Annotated in this window: 19 protein-coding genes; 5 read left to right on the top strand and 14 right to left on the bottom strand. The window is 46.2% G+C overall.

Annotated elements, in window-relative coordinates:
* Window positions 1-146: 146 nt before the first annotated feature.
* Window positions 147-698, top strand: a complete 552-nt coding sequence (locus tag CWE08_RS07305; protein ID WP_126767159.1) for a phosphoribosyl-AMP cyclohydrolase — start codon at window positions 147-149, stop codon at window positions 696-698.
* A 15-nt stretch (window positions 699-713) separates the two neighbouring features.
* Here CWE08_RS07305 and CWE08_RS07300 read toward each other — a convergent pair whose 3' ends face one another.
* The 3 genes from CWE08_RS07300 to CWE08_RS07290 form a co-directional block, all read right to left on the bottom strand.
* Window positions 714-1,397, bottom strand: coding sequence for a response regulator transcription factor (locus tag CWE08_RS07300; RefSeq protein ID WP_126767157.1), 684 nt, complete (start codon window positions 1,395-1,397; stop codon window positions 714-716).
* Complete coding sequence (locus CWE08_RS07295) at window positions 1,394-3,001, bottom strand: sensor histidine kinase (RefSeq protein ID WP_126767156.1); 1,608 nt, start codon at window positions 2,999-3,001, stop codon at window positions 1,394-1,396. The genes CWE08_RS07300 and CWE08_RS07295 overlap by 4 nt, the downstream gene beginning before the upstream one ends.
* A gap of 76 nt (window positions 3,002-3,077) precedes the next feature.
* Complete coding sequence (locus tag CWE08_RS07290) at window positions 3,078-3,773, bottom strand: tellurite resistance TerB family protein (RefSeq protein WP_126767154.1); 696 nt, start codon at window positions 3,771-3,773, stop codon at window positions 3,078-3,080.
* Between the two features lie 120 nt (window positions 3,774-3,893).
* Here CWE08_RS07290 and CWE08_RS07285 point away from each other — a divergent pair, with 120 nt between their 5' ends.
* Both CWE08_RS07285 and CWE08_RS07280 read left to right on the top strand, forming a co-directional pair.
* Window positions 3,894-4,088, top strand: a complete 195-nt coding sequence (locus tag CWE08_RS07285) for a zinc ribbon domain-containing protein (RefSeq protein ID WP_126767153.1) — start codon at window positions 3,894-3,896, stop codon at window positions 4,086-4,088.
* Window positions 4,089-4,268: 180 nt separating this feature from the next.
* Window positions 4,269-6,005, top strand: a complete 1,737-nt coding sequence (locus tag CWE08_RS07280) for a DUF5666 domain-containing protein (RefSeq protein WP_126767151.1) — start codon at window positions 4,269-4,271, stop codon at window positions 6,003-6,005.
* A gap of 120 nt (window positions 6,006-6,125) precedes the next feature.
* Here the strand turns inward: CWE08_RS07280 and kynU are convergent, their stop codons facing one another.
* A complete protein-coding gene (kynU, locus tag CWE08_RS07275) occupies window positions 6,126-7,379 on the bottom strand; it encodes a kynureninase (RefSeq protein ID WP_126767150.1) in 1,254 nt (417 codons plus the stop codon).
* A 61-nt stretch (window positions 7,380-7,440) separates the two neighbouring features.
* Window positions 7,441-8,244 (bottom strand): alpha/beta hydrolase family protein, encoded by an 804-nt coding sequence (locus tag CWE08_RS07270; RefSeq protein WP_126767148.1) that lies wholly within the window; start codon window positions 8,242-8,244, stop codon window positions 7,441-7,443.
* A 260-nt stretch (window positions 8,245-8,504) separates the two neighbouring features.
* Between CWE08_RS07270 and CWE08_RS07265 the strand changes: the two genes are divergently transcribed.
* Window positions 8,505-9,512 carry a sensor domain-containing diguanylate cyclase gene (locus CWE08_RS07265; RefSeq protein WP_126767146.1) on the top strand — a complete coding sequence of 336 codons (1,008 nt, stop codon included), beginning with the start codon at window positions 8,505-8,507 and terminating at the stop codon, window positions 9,510-9,512.
* 97 nt (window positions 9,513-9,609) lie between these two features.
* Here CWE08_RS07265 and CWE08_RS07260 read toward each other — a convergent pair whose 3' ends face one another.
* Window positions 9,610-11,178 carry a glutamate synthase-related protein gene (locus CWE08_RS07260; protein WP_126767145.1) on the bottom strand — a complete coding sequence of 523 codons (1,569 nt, stop codon included), beginning with the start codon at window positions 11,176-11,178 and terminating at the stop codon, window positions 9,610-9,612.
* A 132-nt stretch (window positions 11,179-11,310) separates the two neighbouring features.
* On the opposite strand from CWE08_RS07260, the gene CWE08_RS12460 reads away from it, so the two are divergent.
* A complete protein-coding gene (locus CWE08_RS12460; protein ID WP_420837081.1) occupies window positions 11,311-11,373 on the top strand; it encodes a hypothetical protein in 63 nt (20 codons plus the stop codon).
* On the opposite strand, the gene CWE08_RS07250 is transcribed toward CWE08_RS12460, so the two are convergent.
* The 8 genes from CWE08_RS07250 to CWE08_RS07215 form a co-directional block, all read right to left on the bottom strand.
* Window positions 11,345-11,632 (bottom strand): helix-turn-helix transcriptional regulator, encoded by a 288-nt coding sequence (locus CWE08_RS07250; protein ID WP_126767143.1) that lies wholly within the window; start codon window positions 11,630-11,632, stop codon window positions 11,345-11,347. The genes CWE08_RS12460 and CWE08_RS07250 overlap by 29 nt on opposite strands.
* Complete coding sequence (locus tag CWE08_RS07245) at window positions 11,632-11,916, bottom strand: type II toxin-antitoxin system RelE/ParE family toxin (RefSeq protein WP_126767142.1); 285 nt, start codon at window positions 11,914-11,916, stop codon at window positions 11,632-11,634. The genes CWE08_RS07250 and CWE08_RS07245 overlap by 1 nt, the downstream gene beginning before the upstream one ends.
* A 61-nt stretch (window positions 11,917-11,977) precedes the next feature.
* Window positions 11,978-13,411, bottom strand: a complete 1,434-nt coding sequence (locus tag CWE08_RS07240) for a M24 family metallopeptidase (RefSeq protein ID WP_241973854.1) — start codon at window positions 13,409-13,411, stop codon at window positions 11,978-11,980.
* A 75-nt stretch (window positions 13,412-13,486) separates the two neighbouring features.
* Window positions 13,487-14,032, bottom strand: a complete 546-nt coding sequence (locus tag CWE08_RS07235; protein WP_126767140.1) for a cytochrome b — start codon at window positions 14,030-14,032, stop codon at window positions 13,487-13,489.
* Complete coding sequence (locus CWE08_RS07230; protein WP_126767139.1) at window positions 14,032-15,072, bottom strand: catalase family peroxidase; 1,041 nt, start codon at window positions 15,070-15,072, stop codon at window positions 14,032-14,034. The genes CWE08_RS07235 and CWE08_RS07230 overlap by 1 nt, the downstream gene beginning before the upstream one ends.
* Before the next feature lie 110 nt (window positions 15,073-15,182).
* On the bottom strand, window positions 15,183-16,481 hold the full coding sequence (locus CWE08_RS07225) for a type II toxin-antitoxin system HipA family toxin (protein ID WP_126767137.1): 1,299 nt from the start codon (window positions 16,479-16,481) through the stop codon (window positions 15,183-15,185).
* Window positions 16,471-16,764, bottom strand: coding sequence for a helix-turn-helix domain-containing protein (locus tag CWE08_RS07220; protein ID WP_126767136.1), 294 nt, complete (start codon window positions 16,762-16,764; stop codon window positions 16,471-16,473). Before CWE08_RS07220 ends, CWE08_RS07225 begins: the two co-directional genes overlap by 11 nt.
* Window positions 16,765-16,876: 112 nt before the next feature.
* Complete coding sequence (locus tag CWE08_RS07215) at window positions 16,877-18,541, bottom strand: GGDEF domain-containing protein (RefSeq protein WP_241973858.1); 1,665 nt, start codon at window positions 18,539-18,541, stop codon at window positions 16,877-16,879.
* Window positions 18,542-18,622: the final 81 nt, after the last annotated feature.

Raw genomic sequence — 18,622 nt, 5'->3', positions numbered from 1 at the left:
TTAAAAACCTAATACCTTAACAACCTAATACCTAAAAAACTTAATGCGCTGTTCATTTTATTTTAATGTAACTCGCACGTTGCTTTTCTCCCCTACCGATATGCTATAGCCCTTATCAAGTAACAAAGCTTTTAAGGAGCAATGAGATGAAGCGAGCAACATTGATATCGATGGGTTTTATGGCGGCACTCAGTTCCGCAGCGATTGCCGCAACGCCGGTGCAGAACAACAACATCACCGAAAGTGAAGTTGAGGCGGCGCAAAAAGCTTGGGGCGCAGCATTGATACAAATTAGCAAAGATTATGCCGCAAATGGCCACGAAAGTGCCTCTGCCTTGGCGAATCAAGTATTGGATCAAGCATACGGTTATAGCCATGGCCCGGTATTGTTTAAACCTACGCTGGCCTCAGGTGAAAAAACCTTCCGCGTAACCCAAGAAGGTGCATTATCGTATTTTGTGGGTGGAAACGATTACTATGGCGATGGCGGCTTTGCTTTAAAACCTTGGGAAACCTATGATTTTGAAAACGCCGCGGTTTACATTAACGGTGATTTAGCCTTAACCATGGGGCATGTGATACTTACCGATTCAGCCGGTGATACCACTACGGTGGATAAAACCTGGGCGTTTAAGAAAGACGAGCAAGGTACACTGCGCATTGTGCTGCATCACTCTTCTTTACCTTACAGCGAGTAATTACAGGAGCGGCGGTTATTCCGCCGCTTTCATATCGAGTACGTAGCCCAAACCACGCCTTGTTTTTAATAGTTTCACAGCAAATTCATCATCAATTTTTCGGCGCAACCGCGCCATGTAAACATCCACTATATTGGTGGCTGGATCTTCAAGAATTCCCCACACATGATTCAAAATCCGCTCCCGGCTCATTACTCGGCCCGGATTACGCATGAGCATTTCAATTATTTTCAATTCTTTGGCGGTTAACTCAATTAGCGTATCGCCTCGCTTCAATTCGAGCCGATCCAGATCCAATAAAAGGTCGCCTACTTGCAGTTCGTTAGCGGTATAGGTTGCGTGGTGGCGTTGTGTAAGGGCCGAAATTCGGGCTAAAAGCTCTTCAAGATGAAAAGGCTTACCAAGATAATCATCAGCGCCGCTGCGCAGCCCCTGAACCCTATCATCTACATCAGAAAGGGCTGATAGCATTAATATCTTACAAGGTATTCGTAAGTGGCGAATGCCTTTGCACACTTGCAAGCCATCACCATCTTCTAGGAGGCGATCGAGAATCACGAATTCGGGCTTCACCGCCCGCACATAACTCAAGGCATCGTGAATGCTGCTCACGGTATCGGTAGCATAACCCTCCGAAGCAAGGCCACGCGTTAGAAAATCTGCTAACTTTTGGTCGTCTTCAACGATTAAAATTTTCACGTTTCACTACTCTCGTTATCAAACAACGGTAGGCTAATTTGTGCAATAACGCCACGCGGCTCGTTGGCCTCTAACGTTAATGTACCATCGTGGGCATCAATAATGCTTTTGGCAATACACAAACCAAGCCCCAACCCATTCGGGCGAAGTTCCATGGCTTTGGCTCCCCGCTGATGGCGAGTAAATAAACAGGTTTTATCGGCTTCATTTAAGCCAATACCACGATCGATAACTTGCAACTTCACCGCCGTGTTCTGCCATTCACACCGCAAGCCCAGGTATAAATCATTTTCCTGATATTGAATGGCATTTTCGATAAGAATGCGAAACGCAAGATCGAGTTTAGCATTATCCACCAGTAAAAAAGTGTTGTGAAGATGAGCAGGTGGCGGTGGTGCTTGCCTGGCGTAATCAAGGCTTACCTGATGATGCGCGGTTTGTAATAAAACTTGCGCAACGAGTTGTTGGTAAACAGCGGCAACCGACGTTTGCTGTAAAGTTACCGAAACTAAGGCGTGCTGGCCCTTACTGAGCATTATTAAATCATCAATGCGCGAGCGTAGGGTGTGGCAGCAATCGAGAATGCGTTCAAAACTAGCTCGGTTCTCAGTGCTTTGGCCGCCGCGAAGGGCAAGTTCTGATTCACCCAAAATAATTGTAGTGGGTGTTCTTAATTCGTGTGTGATTTCACTAATAAAACCTTTTTGCCGCTCTTCAGCTTCATGCAGCTGATTTACCACGTGTTGCAGTTGAGCTGTGCGCTCAATAACTTTATCTTCTGTGGCGTTTTGCAGTGTTTTTTGTTCGCGAAGTAGGTGCAATAAGCTATTCGCCATTTTATTGAAACTTTGAGCTAATTGGGCAAATTCTCGTGAGCCTTGTTCTGGAATGGGTTGATCAAAATTTCCGGCTTCAATGCGTTCGGTGCCCTCGGTTAGCTGTTTTACCGAGGCGCTAAAATGGCGAGTTAAATACCAACTGAGGCCGAAAAACAGCAACAAGCTAATCACTGAAAACAAAATCAAATTCAAATCAAGCAGGTTATTTATAGCTTTAGCATCTTGTTCAGCTTCAACGCTTTTTTCCGTGTGCAAATTAATAGATTCGCTCACCAAACTGGAAATATCAAAGCCTGCATATTCATCTACGAGCGCCACCAACGTTTGCCAGCGCTCGCTATCGGTTTGCATCGATGTGGCTTCGCGTTCTTGTAGTGTTTCTTTTAACGCTGAAATTTTCTCACGTAGATTTTCCGATTTTTCATTTACTCGTAGTGCAAATGCAGTATCAGAATCGTAGCGTGAGTTCAGAAAAACATTCTCGTTGAGTTGTTCTATTTCTCTGAGCTGAACACTCATTCGTTCGAACAATTCATCTTGCGGGTAGGTTTCATCATGATTGGCAATAATGGAATTGGCTAGCCATATTTGTAGGCGTTTCGCTTCGGCACGGAACTGCACCATGTGGGTGAGCATTTGCTGTGCCGCGCGGCTGCGTTCAGTGTGATAAGCGGTTGTTTGGAAGGCCCAATACACGGCAATTGCTTCCGCAATGGCGAGTAGTAGAAAAACACTAAAGGCAACGATGAGCTTTCGTTGATACATGTTAAATGTTCCGTATTTTTGAGCGTGCTCTCTTGTGTTAAATCAACACGCATCGTTGCCAAATTTCAGTGGTTTACTACTGAGCTGAACCAATTGCAGCTTGCGCTTGTGTATCCAATTCTTGCTTGAGGTTTTCCGGCAAATTCAATTGCCGCGCTAATTCTTGCAAGTAACTACGCTCCATGAAGTTTTGTTGATCAACCACAAATACGCTGGCAAGGTACATTTCGGCAGCGATTTCTGGTGTAGAAGCGGCTTTCGCTACTTCGGCAGGATCAAGAGGTTTACCTAGTTCGGCGTGAAACCAGTTTTGTGCTGCCTGATCATTATTAAGTTTGGCTAACTCATCATCAATCAGCTGTTGTTCCCGTTGATCGATGTGGCCATCGGCTTTTGCTGCAGCAATAATGGCACTTAAAATCGCTTGGCTATGAATTTCAACTTCCGGCTCTGGCACACGATCAATGGTTTGTGGGGTATTTTGTGGTGCCGATCGGTTATTTTGCTGGTAATTGTTATAGGCCTTGTAAGCAACAACACCTAATGCGGCAATACCACCATACTTAAGTGCTGAGCCGCCGATTTTTCGGCCTTTCTTACTACCAAGAAGTAAACCTAGAGCGCCACCAGTAACGGCACCACCGCCAAAACTATTCATAAAGCCACCGGCTTTTTTCGGCTCGGGGCTTGCAGTTTGGCCTGAACCTCCCGAGTTTCCTAAAAACTGGCTTCCCGATTGCAACAACTGGTTCAATAAATTTTTACTACTCATGTGTGCGCCTCATTTTATGGATTAACGTAAAGACCACAGGAGCATTAAAAAATTCCCAGAAACTACCGTGGCTTTAATGCCTGCTATAGTTACATACGAATAAAACAGCGGAGTTGTATCATGAGTTTAAGTTATGAATCTGAATTTTCTTGCCCGTATTGCATGGCGCCGAACGCATTGGAAATCGATGCTGCCAACGATGTTGGCCAGGCGCAAATTGTAGATTGCCAAATCTGCTGCCAACCCATTGAGCTAACAGTTCATGAAACCATGGAAGGTGTGTTCGAGGTGCATGCTCGTACCGATGATGAATAAATGAAGCCCCGGTTTGTTTGTGTAGGCGTATTACATTCTGTAAATATCATGTTAAGAGAAGATTAATATTAGATTTTCCTAATGAGCTGATTTATTCTTCGATTTAGAATATCTACGCGAAGTATAGTAATTTCCCCTGCATGGTTACAGATTAACTGATTTAACACGAGGTAGTATCGTATGCGTTATGTAAAACCCCTTATTACGCTCGCTTTAGCTGCAGCCTTGAGTGCTTGTGGTGGTGGCTCATCAAGTGAAACATCAACCCCAAATCCTGATACTGGGAGTGGTGGTGGCGGCGGTGATCCTGTAGCTACAACAACGGTGATATCGGAAGGTGTTATTACTGGTTTTGGCAGCGTTTATGTAAACGGCCAACGCTATCGTTCTGAGAATGCGGTCATTTCAATTGCGGGTGTTCCTGCTGCCGATGAGGCCCAGCTTAAAGTGGGCATGGTTGTAAAAGTTTCGGCTTCAAGCTCCGACGATGGTGAAGACCCTGAAGCATCTGAAATTTCATATGAAGAGCATTTGCAGGGGCCAATTAGTTTTATTGACAAAAGCACCCAGGTAATTACCGTGCTTGGCCAGCGCATCGTGTATGACGATCTGACCAAATTTGATGACACTAATATCGATATGCTCTCGGTAAATGATTTTATTGAAGTAAGTGGTTATCAAGATCAGGATGGTGATTTTTACGCAACGCTGATCGAATTAGAAGATGATCAAGAAATTAAGGTTAGAGGCGAAGTTGCCTCACTTGATACGGAAGCGGGTACCTTTGTTATTAATGGTTTAACCATTGATTACAATACGGCCTTGTTTGATGATATGAGCGCAAGTGATCTTATCGATGGCTTCTTTGTAAAAGTAGAAGGCACTGATTTTGATGGCGATACCCAAACGCTTGTGGCAGAGAGTATTGAAAATAAAAACGATAACGATATCGATGCCGATATTGATGAGGTAAAAGCTGCGGGCATTGTGAGAGATTACGATGCAGAAGCAGGTACCTTCCGGCTGAATCGCTTCACGGTAGTGGTGAACGATGCAACTGAGTTTGATGATGGCACCATTGAAACCTTAGCCAATGGCGTTATTGTTAAAGTAGAGGGCGAATATGTAGATGGCCAGCTAGTTGCCGAAGAAGTTGAGTTTAAGGCACAGAAATCGGATACCAAAACCGAAGGGCAAGTAACCGATATAAATACTGATGCACGAAGCTTTACGGTAAATGGTTTGGTGTTTACGGTAAATCAGAACACGCGTTATGAAGATGATTCTGAGCTTGATGATCGCCAGTTCAACTTCGATAAAATACAAGTGAATGATTGGCTTGAAGTGGCTGCAGCCACAAACGACGCCGGTGAGTTCATTGCATTGAAGGTTGAACGCATTGATGAAGACGACTTTGAAGGTGAAGTGAAAGGCGTTGCTCGTGATGTTACTGAAACTGGCATGTTTGTAGCGGGTGTTGCAGTAACCTTCACTGAAGGAACGCACTTTGACACCGAAGAAGACCGCATTACCTTAGAGGAATTCTTAACCTTGATAGACGAGGAAAATGTTGTACTCGTTGAAGTTGAAGGTGAGTATGAATCAGGTGTGTTAGTTGCAAAAGAAGTAGAAATTGAAATGCCGAGTGATGGTAACGATGACAACCTTGGCAGAGTAGAATTCGAAGGTAGTGTTGAAGCTATCGAAGGCAACTCAGTGTTTGTTGTGGGTAATGAATTGCGATTCAACGACCAAAGCGACCTTGAGATTAATGATCAAGAAGTAACGGTTGAAGAGTTCATCGCGGCACTGAGCGTTGGCAGCGTGATTGAAGTTGAAGGTGTGTGGCGAGATAACAGCTACATTATGGTTTTAGAAGCCGAACTTGAAACTGATGACGACGATAACGACGATTAACCATCTGTAAAATTGAGAAAGCCGCGCACTAGCGCGGCTTTTTTGTATTCGGGCTTAGCGCACATTGTTTAGTGCACATTGTTTAACCCACGTTGTTTAGCCCACGTTGCTTAACTTATTCTAGGTAACGGTATTACGCTGCTGAAAGGCCTCGTTTTCATAACGGCGCTCATGCATGATAGTAGCAAGTGAACTCACCGCCTGCTGCACTTCGCCATAGGTGTTGTATAAAGCTGAGAAGCCGATACGCAGATAGTTCGGGGCACGGAAATCGGCAATGATGCCCTCGGCGATGAGCGCTTGGCAGATGGCATAAGCATGCTCGTGCTCAAAGGCTAGTTGGCTGCCGCGCTCTTCAGCTTTATCTGGTGAAATACTTGGCATAATTTCAAGCAAACCCTCATCGGCCATACAAGCCAACCAATATTCACTTAAACCAATCGATTTTTTACGAATATCAGCCATATCGATATCTGCAAAAATATCTAATGCTGCATCAACCGCGGCTAATGCCAATATGGGCGGCGTGCCGGTGAGAAATTGGCGAATGCCTTTTGCTGGCGCGTAATCCACTGAAAAGGCGAAAGGTTCGGCGTGGCCAAGCCAGCCAAATAAGGGCTGCATGGGTTTGCGGCTTGATTCCAAGTGTTTCGGCGCCACATACAAGAACGCTGGCGCACCCGGGCCTGCGTTTAAATACTTGTAGGTGCAGCCAATGGCAAAATCGATATCGTGTTGCAATAGCGCAACCGGAAAGGCGCCGGCACTGTGCGCTAAATCAACGATGGTGAGCGCGCCTTGTGCTTTCGCTTTGGCGCTGAGTTCAGCAAGCGGCAATTTCCGGCCAGTACGGAAATTCACTTCGGTGGCTAACACGGCGGCGGTATTTTCATTGATGGCGGCTAACAATTCCTGTTCCGGCACTAAGCGCAGGGTGCAGCGTTCACCTAAAAGTTGCTGCAACCCCTGAACCATATATAAATCAGTAGGAAAGTTATCTTCGGTAGAAAGCACTTCTGTGCGCCCGTGATTAATATCCAACGCCGCACATAATACCTTAAACAGGTTAAGAGAGGTGGAATCACAACACAGCGTAGTGCCCTCGGGAGCGCCAATTAAACGCGCAATTTTATCGCCAACGGTGAGCGGTAAGTTAATCCAGTTGTGCTTATTCCAACTGGTAATCACATCGTTACCCCATTGTTCGGCCATGGTATCAGCAACACGCGTTTGCACCGTTTCGCTTAATAAACCCAGCGAGTTACCATCAAAGTAAATGGTATCGGCAGGGATATGAAACTTGGTGCGTAAGGTAGCGAGTGGGTCGTGAATATCTTTTTCGTGGGCTGTTGGTGTTTGCAATGAGCGTGGCATGAGTGTTCCTTGTGTTTATTCGTTATCGGCCGCTTGAAGCTGCTTAATCCGCGTGAAGCTTCTAAGGCGCTGCGGGCGCTAGTGAATGGGTAGTGTTGAGTTGCTCTAACACCTCTAAAACCCGAGCAAAAGCGGCTGTATCTGGGTGCACCAAATCGAAATGGCCAGTATTCTCAAGGTGAATTACTTGGGCGTTCGGCAGCTCGCCTTGCTCAGCAGCAACGATGGTATCGGCGCCACCAAGGAAAAGTGTCACGTTTTCATGGCGCTTTTGCTTAACAGGGTTCATGGTTTGTGTTTGCTCAGGTGCGGTGGCCAGAAAACGCGCCGCCGCTTGTTCACAACCACTCTCGCCCTCGGCATAGCGCTCAATATCGGTAATTGCAGCTAAACCCACTACCGCTGTAATTGGCAAAGCACGCTCGGGCTGGCTCGCCAATAAGGCTAAATGGCCGCCGGCACTGTGCCCCATTAAGATGATGTTTTCTGGGTTGTAACCACTATTTGATTTTGCCGCCAATGAGCTAACCGCGCGCTCTATATCACTTAAGGTATTAGGCCAACCGCCGCCTTCATCATCTAACCTTCTGTATTCAATTAAGGCGGTGGAGAATCCAGCATTACGCAAGCCAGAAGCTAAGCCGCGGGTGTGATTAATATTAAAACTATTGAGCCAGCAGCCACCGTGTACAAAGGCAACCAGTGGTGGTTTTTCACCAGCAAAAGTTTGCGCTTTGCTTGGTGTTAAATACAATTCGATAAACTGAGGTTCCGCAGCACCATAGCGAATAATGGAATCAGGCGAGGCGCTTGAACGCTCTAGTAAATCTCCAAAGCTCTTGGTTTCGGCGCTCGCTGCGCTCATGCTGAAGCAACAGAAAATTAAGCTGGCAAATAATGTTTTTGGATATGTGAGGCGTTGAAGCACGAGCTTTTCCTTGTTAATTGTTATCTACGAAATATGAGTACCATACTTTTACCGGAATTTGCCAAGAAGGATCGCTACTATCTTATAAATTACTAAAAAAATGTGGAAGTGAACCGTTGTACTATACTTAGAGTACATATTATACGTTGAGTGCAACAAGAGCGTTGTTAACAACACACAAAAGGAATACCGAAGCAATGGAATCAGCGGTTAGTGTTTCTGAATTTTCGATACAAGTGAACAACTCGATACAGCCGTTGTTAAAACTGGCTGGGCAAATTTCTGGCCTAGAAACCACATTTATTACTTACATTGATCCAGTGAAGCAAATTCAACGGGTAATTTGGGTTGATGGCGATGGTGATATTCAGATTCAGGCTGGTTCAGAAGTGAATTGGTCGGATTCAATGTGCCGGTTATTGTTTAATAGCGATGCTATTGTATCTGAAAATGTGCCTGCGGAGTTTCCCAAAAGTGCGGGTGCTGAATTAGGCATGCAAACCTTCATTGCGCTGCCTGTGCGCAGTACTCAAAAAATAGTGGGTAGTTTGTGCGCCGCGAGTTCGAAACAGCATCACTTACCGGAAAACGCAAAGTATCAATTAAAGTTACTGGCCGAAGCCGTGAGTTTGCACATTGAGCAATGGCAAACGATTACAGAACTAGCAGAGCGATATGAAAAAGCGCAAAAAAGCTTACGTAAAGTGAAGCGAGAAACCCAAATGCTATCGCAAAAAGCAAATACCGATTTGCTTACTGGGTTGTTGAACCGCCGCGGCTTTTCTGAAAGATGGGCTGAATTGAAAGAAGCGGAATCGGGCTTGGTAACCGTGCTTGCCATTGATCTCGATAACTTCAAACCATTAAACGATGAGCATGGCCATGCAGTAGGCGATCAAGTGCTTGCTACCTTTGGTAAAGCGCTGCGGGCTTCCAGCCGAAGCTGCGATATTTGTGCGCGCATGGGTGGTGATGAATTCTTTTGGATATTTATGAATGGGTCGGTGAAAATTGCTGAGGAAGCGGCTGAACGCTTGCGCAAACAATTCACCAAACTAACCAATACGGCCATCCAATCATGTGCTTTTAGTATCGGTATTCATGTTGAGGATATTACCAAAGGTGATGATTTACTGATGGCCGCCGATAAAGCAATGTATCAGGCGAAATCACAAGGGCAATCGCTCACGCAGCTAACTGCCTAGAGTGCAGAAAAAATGGCAGCAGGTTTTTTACCTTGCTGCCATTTTTTTATTCAGCATTTACCTTGCTGGCATTTGCTTAATAACCATTCACTCTTTGCTAGCTCAGCGTTTCAATAGGAATACCGGTGTAAGGAATGCCGGCTAAAAGCGCAAGTTCGCGCTGCCAGGTGCCAATATCGTTGATATTAAAATCACTCAACCGATTATGGCCGCAGGCCCGAGCCATTACCTTCATTAGCTCATTCGAGGCATTGAAATAATTACTCAAACGCTCAGCTGCCACATCAACATTTAACCGTTTGCGCAGATCTTCGCGCTGCGTGGCAATACCCGAAGGGCAGTTGTTGGTGTTGCACATGCGGGCCCCCACACAACCAATGGCCTGAATGGCACTATTGGCAACGGCAATGCCATCTGCGCCTAGCGCCATAGCTTTAACAAAATCAATGGGTAAGCGTAAACCGCCGGTGACAATGAGCGTTACCCGGCCGCTAGCACCCTGTTGATCCAGATAACGCCGCGCACGAGCTAAAGCAGGAATGGTGGGTACGCTGATATGATCGCGGAACATGGCTGGAGCAGCGCCGGTGCCACCACCACGGCCATCTAAAATAATGTAATCAGCGCCCGCATCGAGGGCAAATTGCACATCTCGTTCAATGTGATTAGCGCTCAGTTTAAAGCCCACAGGCACACCGCCGGTAATTTCGCGAACGCGATCGGCAAAGGCACGAAAATCAGCCACACTGGAAAGATCTTTAAAGGTAGGCGGTGAAATGGCCGGTTCGCCTTCCGGAATGCCCCGCACTTCTGAAATTCGCTTGGTATTCTTGTTTCCAGGTAAATGCCCACCGGTACCCGTTTTGGCACCTTGGCCACCTTTAAAATGAAAGGCCTGAATATCGCGCAGTTGCTCTTCATGAAAGCCGAATTGCGCGCTGGCCAATTCATAAAAATAACGTGAGCTCTCATCTTTTTCTTCTGGCAGCATGCCGCCTTCGCCCGAACAAATACCGGTGCCGGCTTTGTGCGCACCGCGGGCAAGAGCTACCTTGGCCTCTAGCGAAATGGCACCAAAGCTCATATCAGAAACAAATAACGGAATATCGAGCTGCAACGGCTTTTTCGCTTCCGGGCCAATAATTAGTTTGCTATCTACTTCAACATCTTCCATTAGCGGTTTCGTGGCCATTTGCGCCACCATCACCTGAATATCATCCCACTTTGGCAACTTATCGCGCGGTACACCCATGGCGACCATGGGGCCGTGGCTGCCCATATTTTTGAGGCCGTTTTTCGCTAAATCGTGAATAAACTCAACCCCAGGCTCTTCTTTCGTGGCTTCTGGTTTGGGCATTTCATCTTTACTGCCAGCTTCATCAACACTATCGTCAACACCCGGGCCTTCTTCGCCCACTTGCTCAGAATCGAATTGCTTGTGGCTGCCATCGCAATAAGGCGGGTTTTTCGTATGCTTACACTGGCAAAGATAGGCATCGCCGCTTTCATCTGGGCTAAATGATTTCGGGGAGAAATCAGTGTTTTTGTGGGAGCCATCACAAAACGGCTGGTCGCTTGAGCGGCCACACGTGCAAAAATAGTAAGTTTCGCCTTTAGAGAGTTCTACTTTTGCCGGTTTATTATTGGCAATAACGGGCTTATCCATAACTAATCCTTTTTTTTTGTTTTTTTCGTGCACCGCATATATCCTGCTGCGCACGTGTTGTTACATTTAAAAGGTTGAAAACTCGTACTGCTTATCTACGGTGAGAAATTGCTTTGGGTTCGCCCGTATAGGATGTTTACGCAAAGTGTTTTGATAAATGGAGAACCTAAGCCACGCTTTCAGCTTCTTGATTAACCACAGAATTACCATTCTCAACTTCCCAGCCTGGAAAAACGAGTACGGCTGGATGGCATTTCAAGGCTCTTGCAAGTGATTTCGCTCGCTCTACGCCCAAATTAACCCTGTCGTTTTCAATGGCAGATATAGTTGATTGAGGGATATTGGCAAGCTTTGCTAACTCGTTCTGGCTAAGTTCTTGTAGTTCGCGCATGATTCTAACCGATTCACCGCTAGATAAATTCATACGTGTTTTTGCTTTTTGAAAATCTTTCATTAAGACCTCCTGCGATAATCGTGCGGTGTTATTTCCACCACCTGGACGTACATTTCGCCATTTTCTATTAAGTAGATAACTCGATATTGTTGATTAAGGCGAGATGACCGGTAACCTTTCCAATTTCCAGAAAGTGCTTCGTCATTAAATCCTCTGATCGCGCGCAGACCAAACGGACCAGAGATTTGGACAATATCCTTCCATTTTTCGTAACGCTTCTGAATTTCTATCGGCGCTTTAGAAAGCTGCTTATCTAATCTTTTATGCTCGAATATTGTCCACATGACTAAAAGTATATATACCTAATATAGTATGTCAATCTGATGGGGTGAATAAAATTTTTATTTAACGAATCAAATGCCACTGAGTTTGGCGGCCGGCTAAATACAAAACCCTTTCGCCATCAAAGTAACTGCTTTGTTCCAGCATAATTTGTACGGTTTGATTATCCCATTCTGGAATAGCCTGCTTAATATTGCCCTCAATGGAATGGGCTGTGTTGGGGTACAACGGCCAATCGCCGTTTACGGGTGTTTCGCCTTGGTTATCCCACATGCCAATCGTTGGCCCCGGCGCATGGCCGAAAAAGCCGATAGGGTGCGTGTAAGTGCTACTCAAAATACCCTGGCGCTCGCTTTCAGTGCGAGTTGCTGCCAAAATTTCGTTGCCGCTTCGCCCCGTAACAAATGAGCCGGTTAAAATATCCTGCCAGCGGTTGCCAGTGGCAAGCGCACTTTTTAACCCTTCAGGCACATCGTTTTCGTGGTTTTTCAAAACGTAGGCCATTTCTTGTGTATCAGTACACATTTTCAGATAGCAAATACCCACATCGGTGTGCAAAACATCGCCCCGTTGAATAACGCCCGTATTGGTGCTGCAAAACGGTGCATCGGCGGCACATTCAATGCCTTCGCGTTGAAAGGTTACATAGGGCATAAACCATACCGGTAGCTGCAATTCTTCAAAGCGATGGCGAAGATACCAAGCCACATCGTCGGTTGTGGTAGCACCTGGGGTGATTACCTTAGCGCTAAAGGCTTCAGCAATTACACCGCGAGCAAGGCCAACGGCATGGGCATATACATCAAGCTCGGCTTGCGTGCGGGTTTCTAACCAGCGCACCACTAAATCTTCGGCTGGCACTAAACGGTTTTGCAGGTTACTTGGTAATACTTCGGCTAAGCGATTATGCATGCCTTGGGTTAAACCATCCGCCTCGGGCCAATGCTTGGAAACGTTAATACCGATACGTTCTGGGTTTTTCTCCACAATAAGCTCGGCTAAAGCCGCCCATTGCTCATCAAGATCACCACCAGACCATGCCGATTCATAGGGCCCACCGAGCGGATAGGTATTCACTGAAAGGCGCTCAACGCTGCCATCTTCAAGTTTGTTGAAAATCAGCATGGTGGTTCGGCGTGCAGCGAAGGTAGGTTGCGGAACCAAGCTGAAATACACCGGATCTTCAGCATACTCACGGTTAATCACTAACCACATATCTAAATCCGCCTCGGCCATTAACCTTGGCAGCAGAGTTTCTAGCCGCTCATTGAGCATGGCGTTTTCAGGGGCAATTCGATCGCGGTGTTGCAACACCGAAAATTCATTGGCCGAAGTAATCACGCGGCCTTGAGTTGGTGTGTACTCACTTTCGTTAAAAGCTTGGCTAGTAGTAGCACAGGCGTTGGCTGTGAACAACGCTGTGGTTAATAGAGCAGCTAACGGTAAGCGAATATGAGCGGACTTCTTTAGGTTGTGCGTGCGGCTAAATAGTTTCAAGGTTGGGTGCTCCAGCGTTCGGGCCCCAACCTTGGTTTTCCACCTATTCGAAGTGGGTATCAAAGTGGGGCTTTGTTATTGTTGTTTTTGTTTTCGGCCTGTCATGCTTTGCAGCACACCATCGCGTTTTACTAACCCATGATGCAGTGCCGCAGCAATATGTATTAACAGTAGCGCAATTAGTGCCCAAGCAACAAGTGCATGCATCTCACGAAAGAAGCCATACAACGGCAAACTTTCCGGCAAAAGTGCTGGTAAAGTAAACCAATCAAACACCGCAACAGGCCGGCCCGCCGCATTCTGCATGAAATAACCACTCAGTGGCATAGCAAACATGGCCGCATATAAAAGCCAATGAGAAGCATGAGCAATGCGCTTTTGCATGGCTGGAATACTATCAGGCAAGGCTGGGGTAGCGTTTCGCAGGCGAATAATAAGGCGAACAATTACGGCCAATAGCGCAATAACGCCAAAGGATTTATGCAAACCAAGTAGCGTTAAATGCCATGGCTGTAAACTTTGCACCATGGCAAGGCCCGCGAAAATCATGGAAAGTAACAAAAGGGCCATGGCCCAATGCATCACCCGAGCTGAAAGTGCATAAGTAGTTGGCTGGCTCATTAGTTATTCTCCGGTGCTTGCTGAAGTAAATGCTCGCGTGCACGGCGACGATAAGATTCCGCATACGCAGCTGAACGGGCACGGAGAATAGGGTCGGCCGTAGCCGCCATGCCAGTGGGTAAAATTAAAGGATCAAAGTTAATGTTATTACAGTTGCCCTCACCTTCAGGCACCGCTTTCTGAACCACAATTTGCCCCGCAATCATGTTTCGGCGCTCGGAGGGCCAAAGCACGGTTGGGTTGGTTTCATCATCAGCTCCGCTGGCAAAGGTGAAGGTTAAATCAAAGGCTACCGGTGCCGATTCCACGCGATTAAAGAATTCGTTTTGCAACGCATTGGTATCATCGGAATTAAGTGGTTCGCCATTGTTAACCGTAGGCATGGCTGCCCAACGCACGGCTTGCCGCTCACCATTTTCGTTAATGAGGTAAAAAGCATTGATGCTGTGATAAATTTCCGTGGCAAAGCTGTTGCTTGGCGTGTAGCCGGCTTGCCAATTGCGAAAAGTTTGAGTTTCTGGATGTTCAGCAAAAAAGGCACGGATGCGCTCAGGGTTACGCTCTCCGGTTTCTGGGTCGGGTGATAACGCCTGTAGCTGTTCATAAAATGCTTCTGGCGTAACTACCGCCATAACCGGTGGCGTGTTCATAGCTGTTTGCCAACGGTTTGCACCTTCGCCCAAGCTTAGAGCTAAACTGCGAACAGGGGCATTCAAATCTGGTGCGGTTGGATTATTTCCCGCAATTGAGATGCGCCCCACAAATGGCGTAGAGCTTGCCGCAAACATAGGAGCCGTGGAAAAAGGCTGTAAAGAACCATTACTCACAAACTCACCGGCTATGCAAAAGCCTTTGGCATGAGCACGGCGAAAACCGAGGTGCGGGTTGCCACCTTCTTGCAAATCTACGAAATCTTGTGCGGTTACAGCCGATTGGCCAAGGCCACCAGCTACCGCGAATATTAAAGCGCCAAGCCCACCTACAGCGCCAAGAATAATGGCATAGCGCAGGGGTAGTGCGGAGGGTTTCTGTTTCAACATAGGAATTGCTACCTTGCAGGGATGTTAGTAAATGCATTATACGCCAATTGGCCTAGTTATGATCAGTAAAAACATGGGCAGCAAAAACAATTGTGAATCGGCACTAGTTATTAGTTGAATCTAGGGAACAAGTATTTGTGGTCTTCGTACACGCGGTTTAATTGCTTTTGAATTAACGCGGTTGTTTGTTTAGCTACACCGAAATCATGGGCAACCTGAGTAAAGTTAGCCAGTGAGTCCGCAACGAGCTGAATATCCAGTTGTGCATTTTTCCATGAACTATACCCAGCTCGTTCAGCAAGCTTTTTCATTGCTGATAAGGGAGGTTTTTTCCCGAAACCTAAGTATGCGGTGGCATGTTCCGAAAAAGGGTGAGGGCTAAAAGTAACATCGTAAAAGGGTGCGGCTTCCCAAGCGCCATTATCGGTTTGCAAGAACGCCCAGTTCTTACTGTGATCATCTTGATTACAGGCAAGTAAATTAAACACGGCCCGGCGAAATTGCAGCAAGCCTACCGCGGGTGCTTGGCAGAGTGTGCGGCTCGCTTTTATCAGTGATTCATAATCTAAACTTGGTGTTCGATAATCAGCATCAAGCATAGCGCACGCACTAAGCATATGTAAGTTACCGTGTGTGCCTTCAGAGTTATTAACCCAATCGAATCTTTTTACCGCTAACCAAGCACTTGCATTACTGTTTGCAGGCGCCGGAATCAATTGAAATTCAGCTGGTTGCAACTTAGCAAGCCCAGCGAGATGCAAATACACAGCTTCACACAATCCTTCCTCATGCTTAAGCGGTAAGTTCTCGGAAGTGAATTTTATTAACCAGGCCTCGTCATCACCTTTAGGCTGCGTGCGGCAGGTTTTATTTGAGTTTGGCGGCATGTATATCTGTGCTTTTGGCCTTGCGCCCCCAGAGCTTCCGGCAGCGATAAGTGCATTGAGAACATCGCCGGTTTGGTTATCAAAAATTTTTGCAGCTTCATTGCCCAAAGTAGCAATATCAATATCGCCTTCAGTTGTAACTGCATATTCAGATACAGGAGAAAATGAAAGTGCCCCCATACCTCTGTTACCTACAAAAGCAAGCCTATCCATTGGCGTAACCAAAGCCGGTAAAATACCATGCTGGCGAAATACACGATTTTGTAGCAGCGAGCCCCATCCATCGGGCAAACTATCAGAAAAAGCACCATGCAGGCCCTGATGAGGCTTTTTGGGCGCTCGTTGCAATGCCGTATCAAAGTTCAGAGTGAAGGGCGAAAGGTGCGGGAAATTTGCTACATATTCGCGTTCATATTGAAAAAAAACGCCTTGCTGGTTTTGCGCCAAGGTTCCGAGCTTTACTTGCGCACCGTTGCTAAGAGTTCGCTGTACATCAAGTTTTTGTATAGGCTTAAAGCTCATTTTTTAATACCTCAGCAATGGTTGTAGGCATAGCTGAAGAGCGCTCGGAAGATTGCGCAAGCTGATATAAGCGTTCAAGCTTATCCAAGCATTGCCACAGTAGAAGTAACTGGCGAAAGGATATATGCCCAGTAAGTTCAAAGCGCTTTATGGTTGCGGCAGGCACAGTGCTACGCTCGGCCAATGCATTACGCGAAAGCTTGGCGTTCTCGCGAAGTTTGCGTAAATGAGCAGCAAACGCCTGTTGAACGTCGATGTCGTCGATTAATTGATAACGGCCCATCAAGCAAACTCCAAAATAGATAATATGTTATCTATTATAGCCAAAAATGGATAGTTTTGGATAATATATTATCTAATTTCGTTTGGTGAGCACGAGCTCTGGTAGGGATTTATTATTCGTTAACGGCAGATATAACCCTGTTTCTGCCCGCAGTTTTGCCCTCGTATAAGGCATCATCGGCGCGCTTCAAAGCTGCATCGATATTCTTATCGAGTGGGCGTATTGCGGTCACGCCTGCGGTGATGCTTATACTAAAGCGCTGGTTTTCGTGCTCAAAGCTTAGTTCGCTAATTTCTTTTCTTATGGTATTTAGCTTTTCTACAGCTTTATCGAGGGTGCAATCACTCATGATAATGCCGAACTCTTCGCCACCAAGCCGAGCGAATGTATCAGTAGCTCGGCTTCGTTGCCGCACAAATTCAGCTAGTTTTCTTAATACTTTATCTCCTCCGGCATGGCCATATTGATCATTTATCGATTTGAAATGATCAATATCAACGATAGCAACACAGGCTTGTTTGCCACGCTCTTTCACTTTATGCAGCACAGATTTCAATTGCTCTACGAAATAGCGGCGGTTGTACACTCCGGTCAATTCATCAGTTAGGCTGAGCCGTTCTAACTCTTTTTCGTACAACTTTTGTTCCGTTATATCGCGAACGGTGCCGCTAAAGAATTTTTGATTTTCATTTAGAGTTAAATCAGCCAGTTCATGTACCCAACGAATCGTACCATCCGGGTTAATAATACGGTGCACCACATCGTGAACACCTGTTATGGCTGCTTTTCGTTCACTTTCACGTACCAGCTCAATGTCGTCGGGGTGCACAAAATTAGAGAATGCATCTACCGAGGGTGTAAAGATATCTTTGGAAACACCAAAAATTTCATAAATAACATCCGACCAGAAAAGCTCGCCGGTTTCCATGTTGGCTTGCCAATAGCCCAAACGGCCTATCCACTGCGCTCGCTCTAAATTCTGAGTGCTCTGCTGAAGCTGCAACTCCACAAGCTTTTCTGAGGTGGTATCTACAATTTGGCCGAACCAGCTCACACTGCCATCATCCGCTCGCTGCGGCACCGCATAACCGGTTACCCAGCGCTCAACACCATTTGTGGTTACGCGATATTGGCAGTACCAATCATCAAGGGTTTCATATGAATCTTGAATTGATTGCGCAACGCGCTCTAAATCATCCGGGTGGATAACTTGAAAGGCTTGTGAGGCATCTTCTTTTACTTGTTCAGGCGTTACGCCATATATGGAATAGATACCTGAGCTAGCGAAAGGAAAGCTAGTAGTACCATTGGCATCTTGCCGAAACTCATAAATCATACCGGGAATGGTATCCGCAATAGCTGAAAGGCGGTTCACTTGCGATTGAATACCGATTTCATCGTGTATCGGAATATGCGAGCCAGCTACCCATTCCGGTTCACCCTCAGCGGTGCGGGTAACCACTTTGCCATGATCGCGAACCCACACCCAATGGCCATCCTTGTGCTTCATTCGTGCATCGCAATGATAGAAATCAGTTTCACCACGAAAATGCTGGTCGAGAAGTTTTTCCGAACGTTCTAAATCTTGAGGGTGGGCGTATTTGAGCCAGGTTTCAATACTAATGGGTTTGAGTTCTTCTAAAGTGTAACCAATTAGTGCGGCCCAGCGTTCATTAAATACGGTTTCACCCGTTTGCACGTTCCAAAGCCAAGTGCCAATATCCGAACCTTCGATTATGGCCGCAAGCCAAAAAGCCTCATCATTCTCTTTGTTCATCACAATCGAGGTTCCTTTTTTCTATGTATTCTCACCGGCGTGTTATTTCGTAAAAAACTAACGAATAGATCACCGAATTCT

The organism is Aliidiomarina iranensis (genome assembly GCF_003987135.1).
In the GTDB taxonomy this organism is placed as follows: Bacteria; Pseudomonadota; Gammaproteobacteria; order Enterobacterales; family Alteromonadaceae; genus Aliidiomarina; species Aliidiomarina iranensis.
Note: the sequence above shows the minus strand (reverse complement) of the source record. Positions and strands in the feature narration are given on the sequence as shown.

What these genes read in the sequence shown, in the direction of transcription:
- CWE08_RS07305 (WP_126767159.1), top strand. Translation starts at nt 147, where the DNA reads ATGAAGCGAGCAACATTGATATCGATGGGTTTTATGGCGGCACTCAGT.
- CWE08_RS07295 (WP_126767156.1), bottom strand. Translation starts at nt 3,001, where the DNA reads ATGTATCAACGAAAGCTCATCGTTGCCTTTAGTGTTTTTCTACTACTC.
- CWE08_RS07290 (WP_126767154.1), bottom strand. Translation starts at nt 3,773, where the DNA reads ATGAGTAGTAAAAATTTATTGAACCAGTTGTTGCAATCGGGAAGCCAG.
- CWE08_RS07285 (WP_126767153.1), top strand. Translation starts at nt 3,894, where the DNA reads ATGAGTTTAAGTTATGAATCTGAATTTTCTTGCCCGTATTGCATGGCG.
- CWE08_RS07280 (WP_126767151.1), top strand. Translation starts at nt 4,269, where the DNA reads ATGCGTTATGTAAAACCCCTTATTACGCTCGCTTTAGCTGCAGCCTTG.
- kynU (WP_126767150.1), bottom strand. Translation starts at nt 7,379, where the DNA reads ATGCCACGCTCATTGCAAACACCAACAGCCCACGAAAAAGATATTCAC.
- CWE08_RS07270 (WP_126767148.1), bottom strand. Translation starts at nt 8,244, where the DNA reads ATGAGCGCAGCGAGCGCCGAAACCAAGAGCTTTGGAGATTTACTAGAG.
- CWE08_RS07265 (WP_126767146.1), top strand. Translation starts at nt 8,505, where the DNA reads ATGGAATCAGCGGTTAGTGTTTCTGAATTTTCGATACAAGTGAACAAC.
- CWE08_RS07260 (WP_126767145.1), bottom strand. Translation starts at nt 11,178, where the DNA reads ATGGATAAGCCCGTTATTGCCAATAATAAACCGGCAAAAGTAGAACTC.
- CWE08_RS07250 (WP_126767143.1), bottom strand. Translation starts at nt 11,632, where the DNA reads ATGAAAGATTTTCAAAAAGCAAAAACACGTATGAATTTATCTAGCGGT.
- CWE08_RS07245 (WP_126767142.1), bottom strand. Translation starts at nt 11,916, where the DNA reads ATGTGGACAATATTCGAGCATAAAAGATTAGATAAGCAGCTTTCTAAA.
- CWE08_RS07235 (WP_126767140.1), bottom strand. Translation starts at nt 14,032, where the DNA reads ATGAGCCAGCCAACTACTTATGCACTTTCAGCTCGGGTGATGCATTGG.
- CWE08_RS07230 (WP_126767139.1), bottom strand. Translation starts at nt 15,072, where the DNA reads ATGTTGAAACAGAAACCCTCCGCACTACCCCTGCGCTATGCCATTATT.
- CWE08_RS07225 (WP_126767137.1), bottom strand. Translation starts at nt 16,481, where the DNA reads ATGAGCTTTAAGCCTATACAAAAACTTGATGTACAGCGAACTCTTAGC.
- CWE08_RS07220 (WP_126767136.1), bottom strand. Translation starts at nt 16,764, where the DNA reads ATGGGCCGTTATCAATTAATCGACGACATCGACGTTCAACAGGCGTTT.
- CWE08_RS07215 (WP_241973858.1), bottom strand. Translation starts at nt 18,541, where the DNA reads ATGAACAAAGAGAATGATGAGGCTTTTTGGCTTGCGGCCATAATCGAA.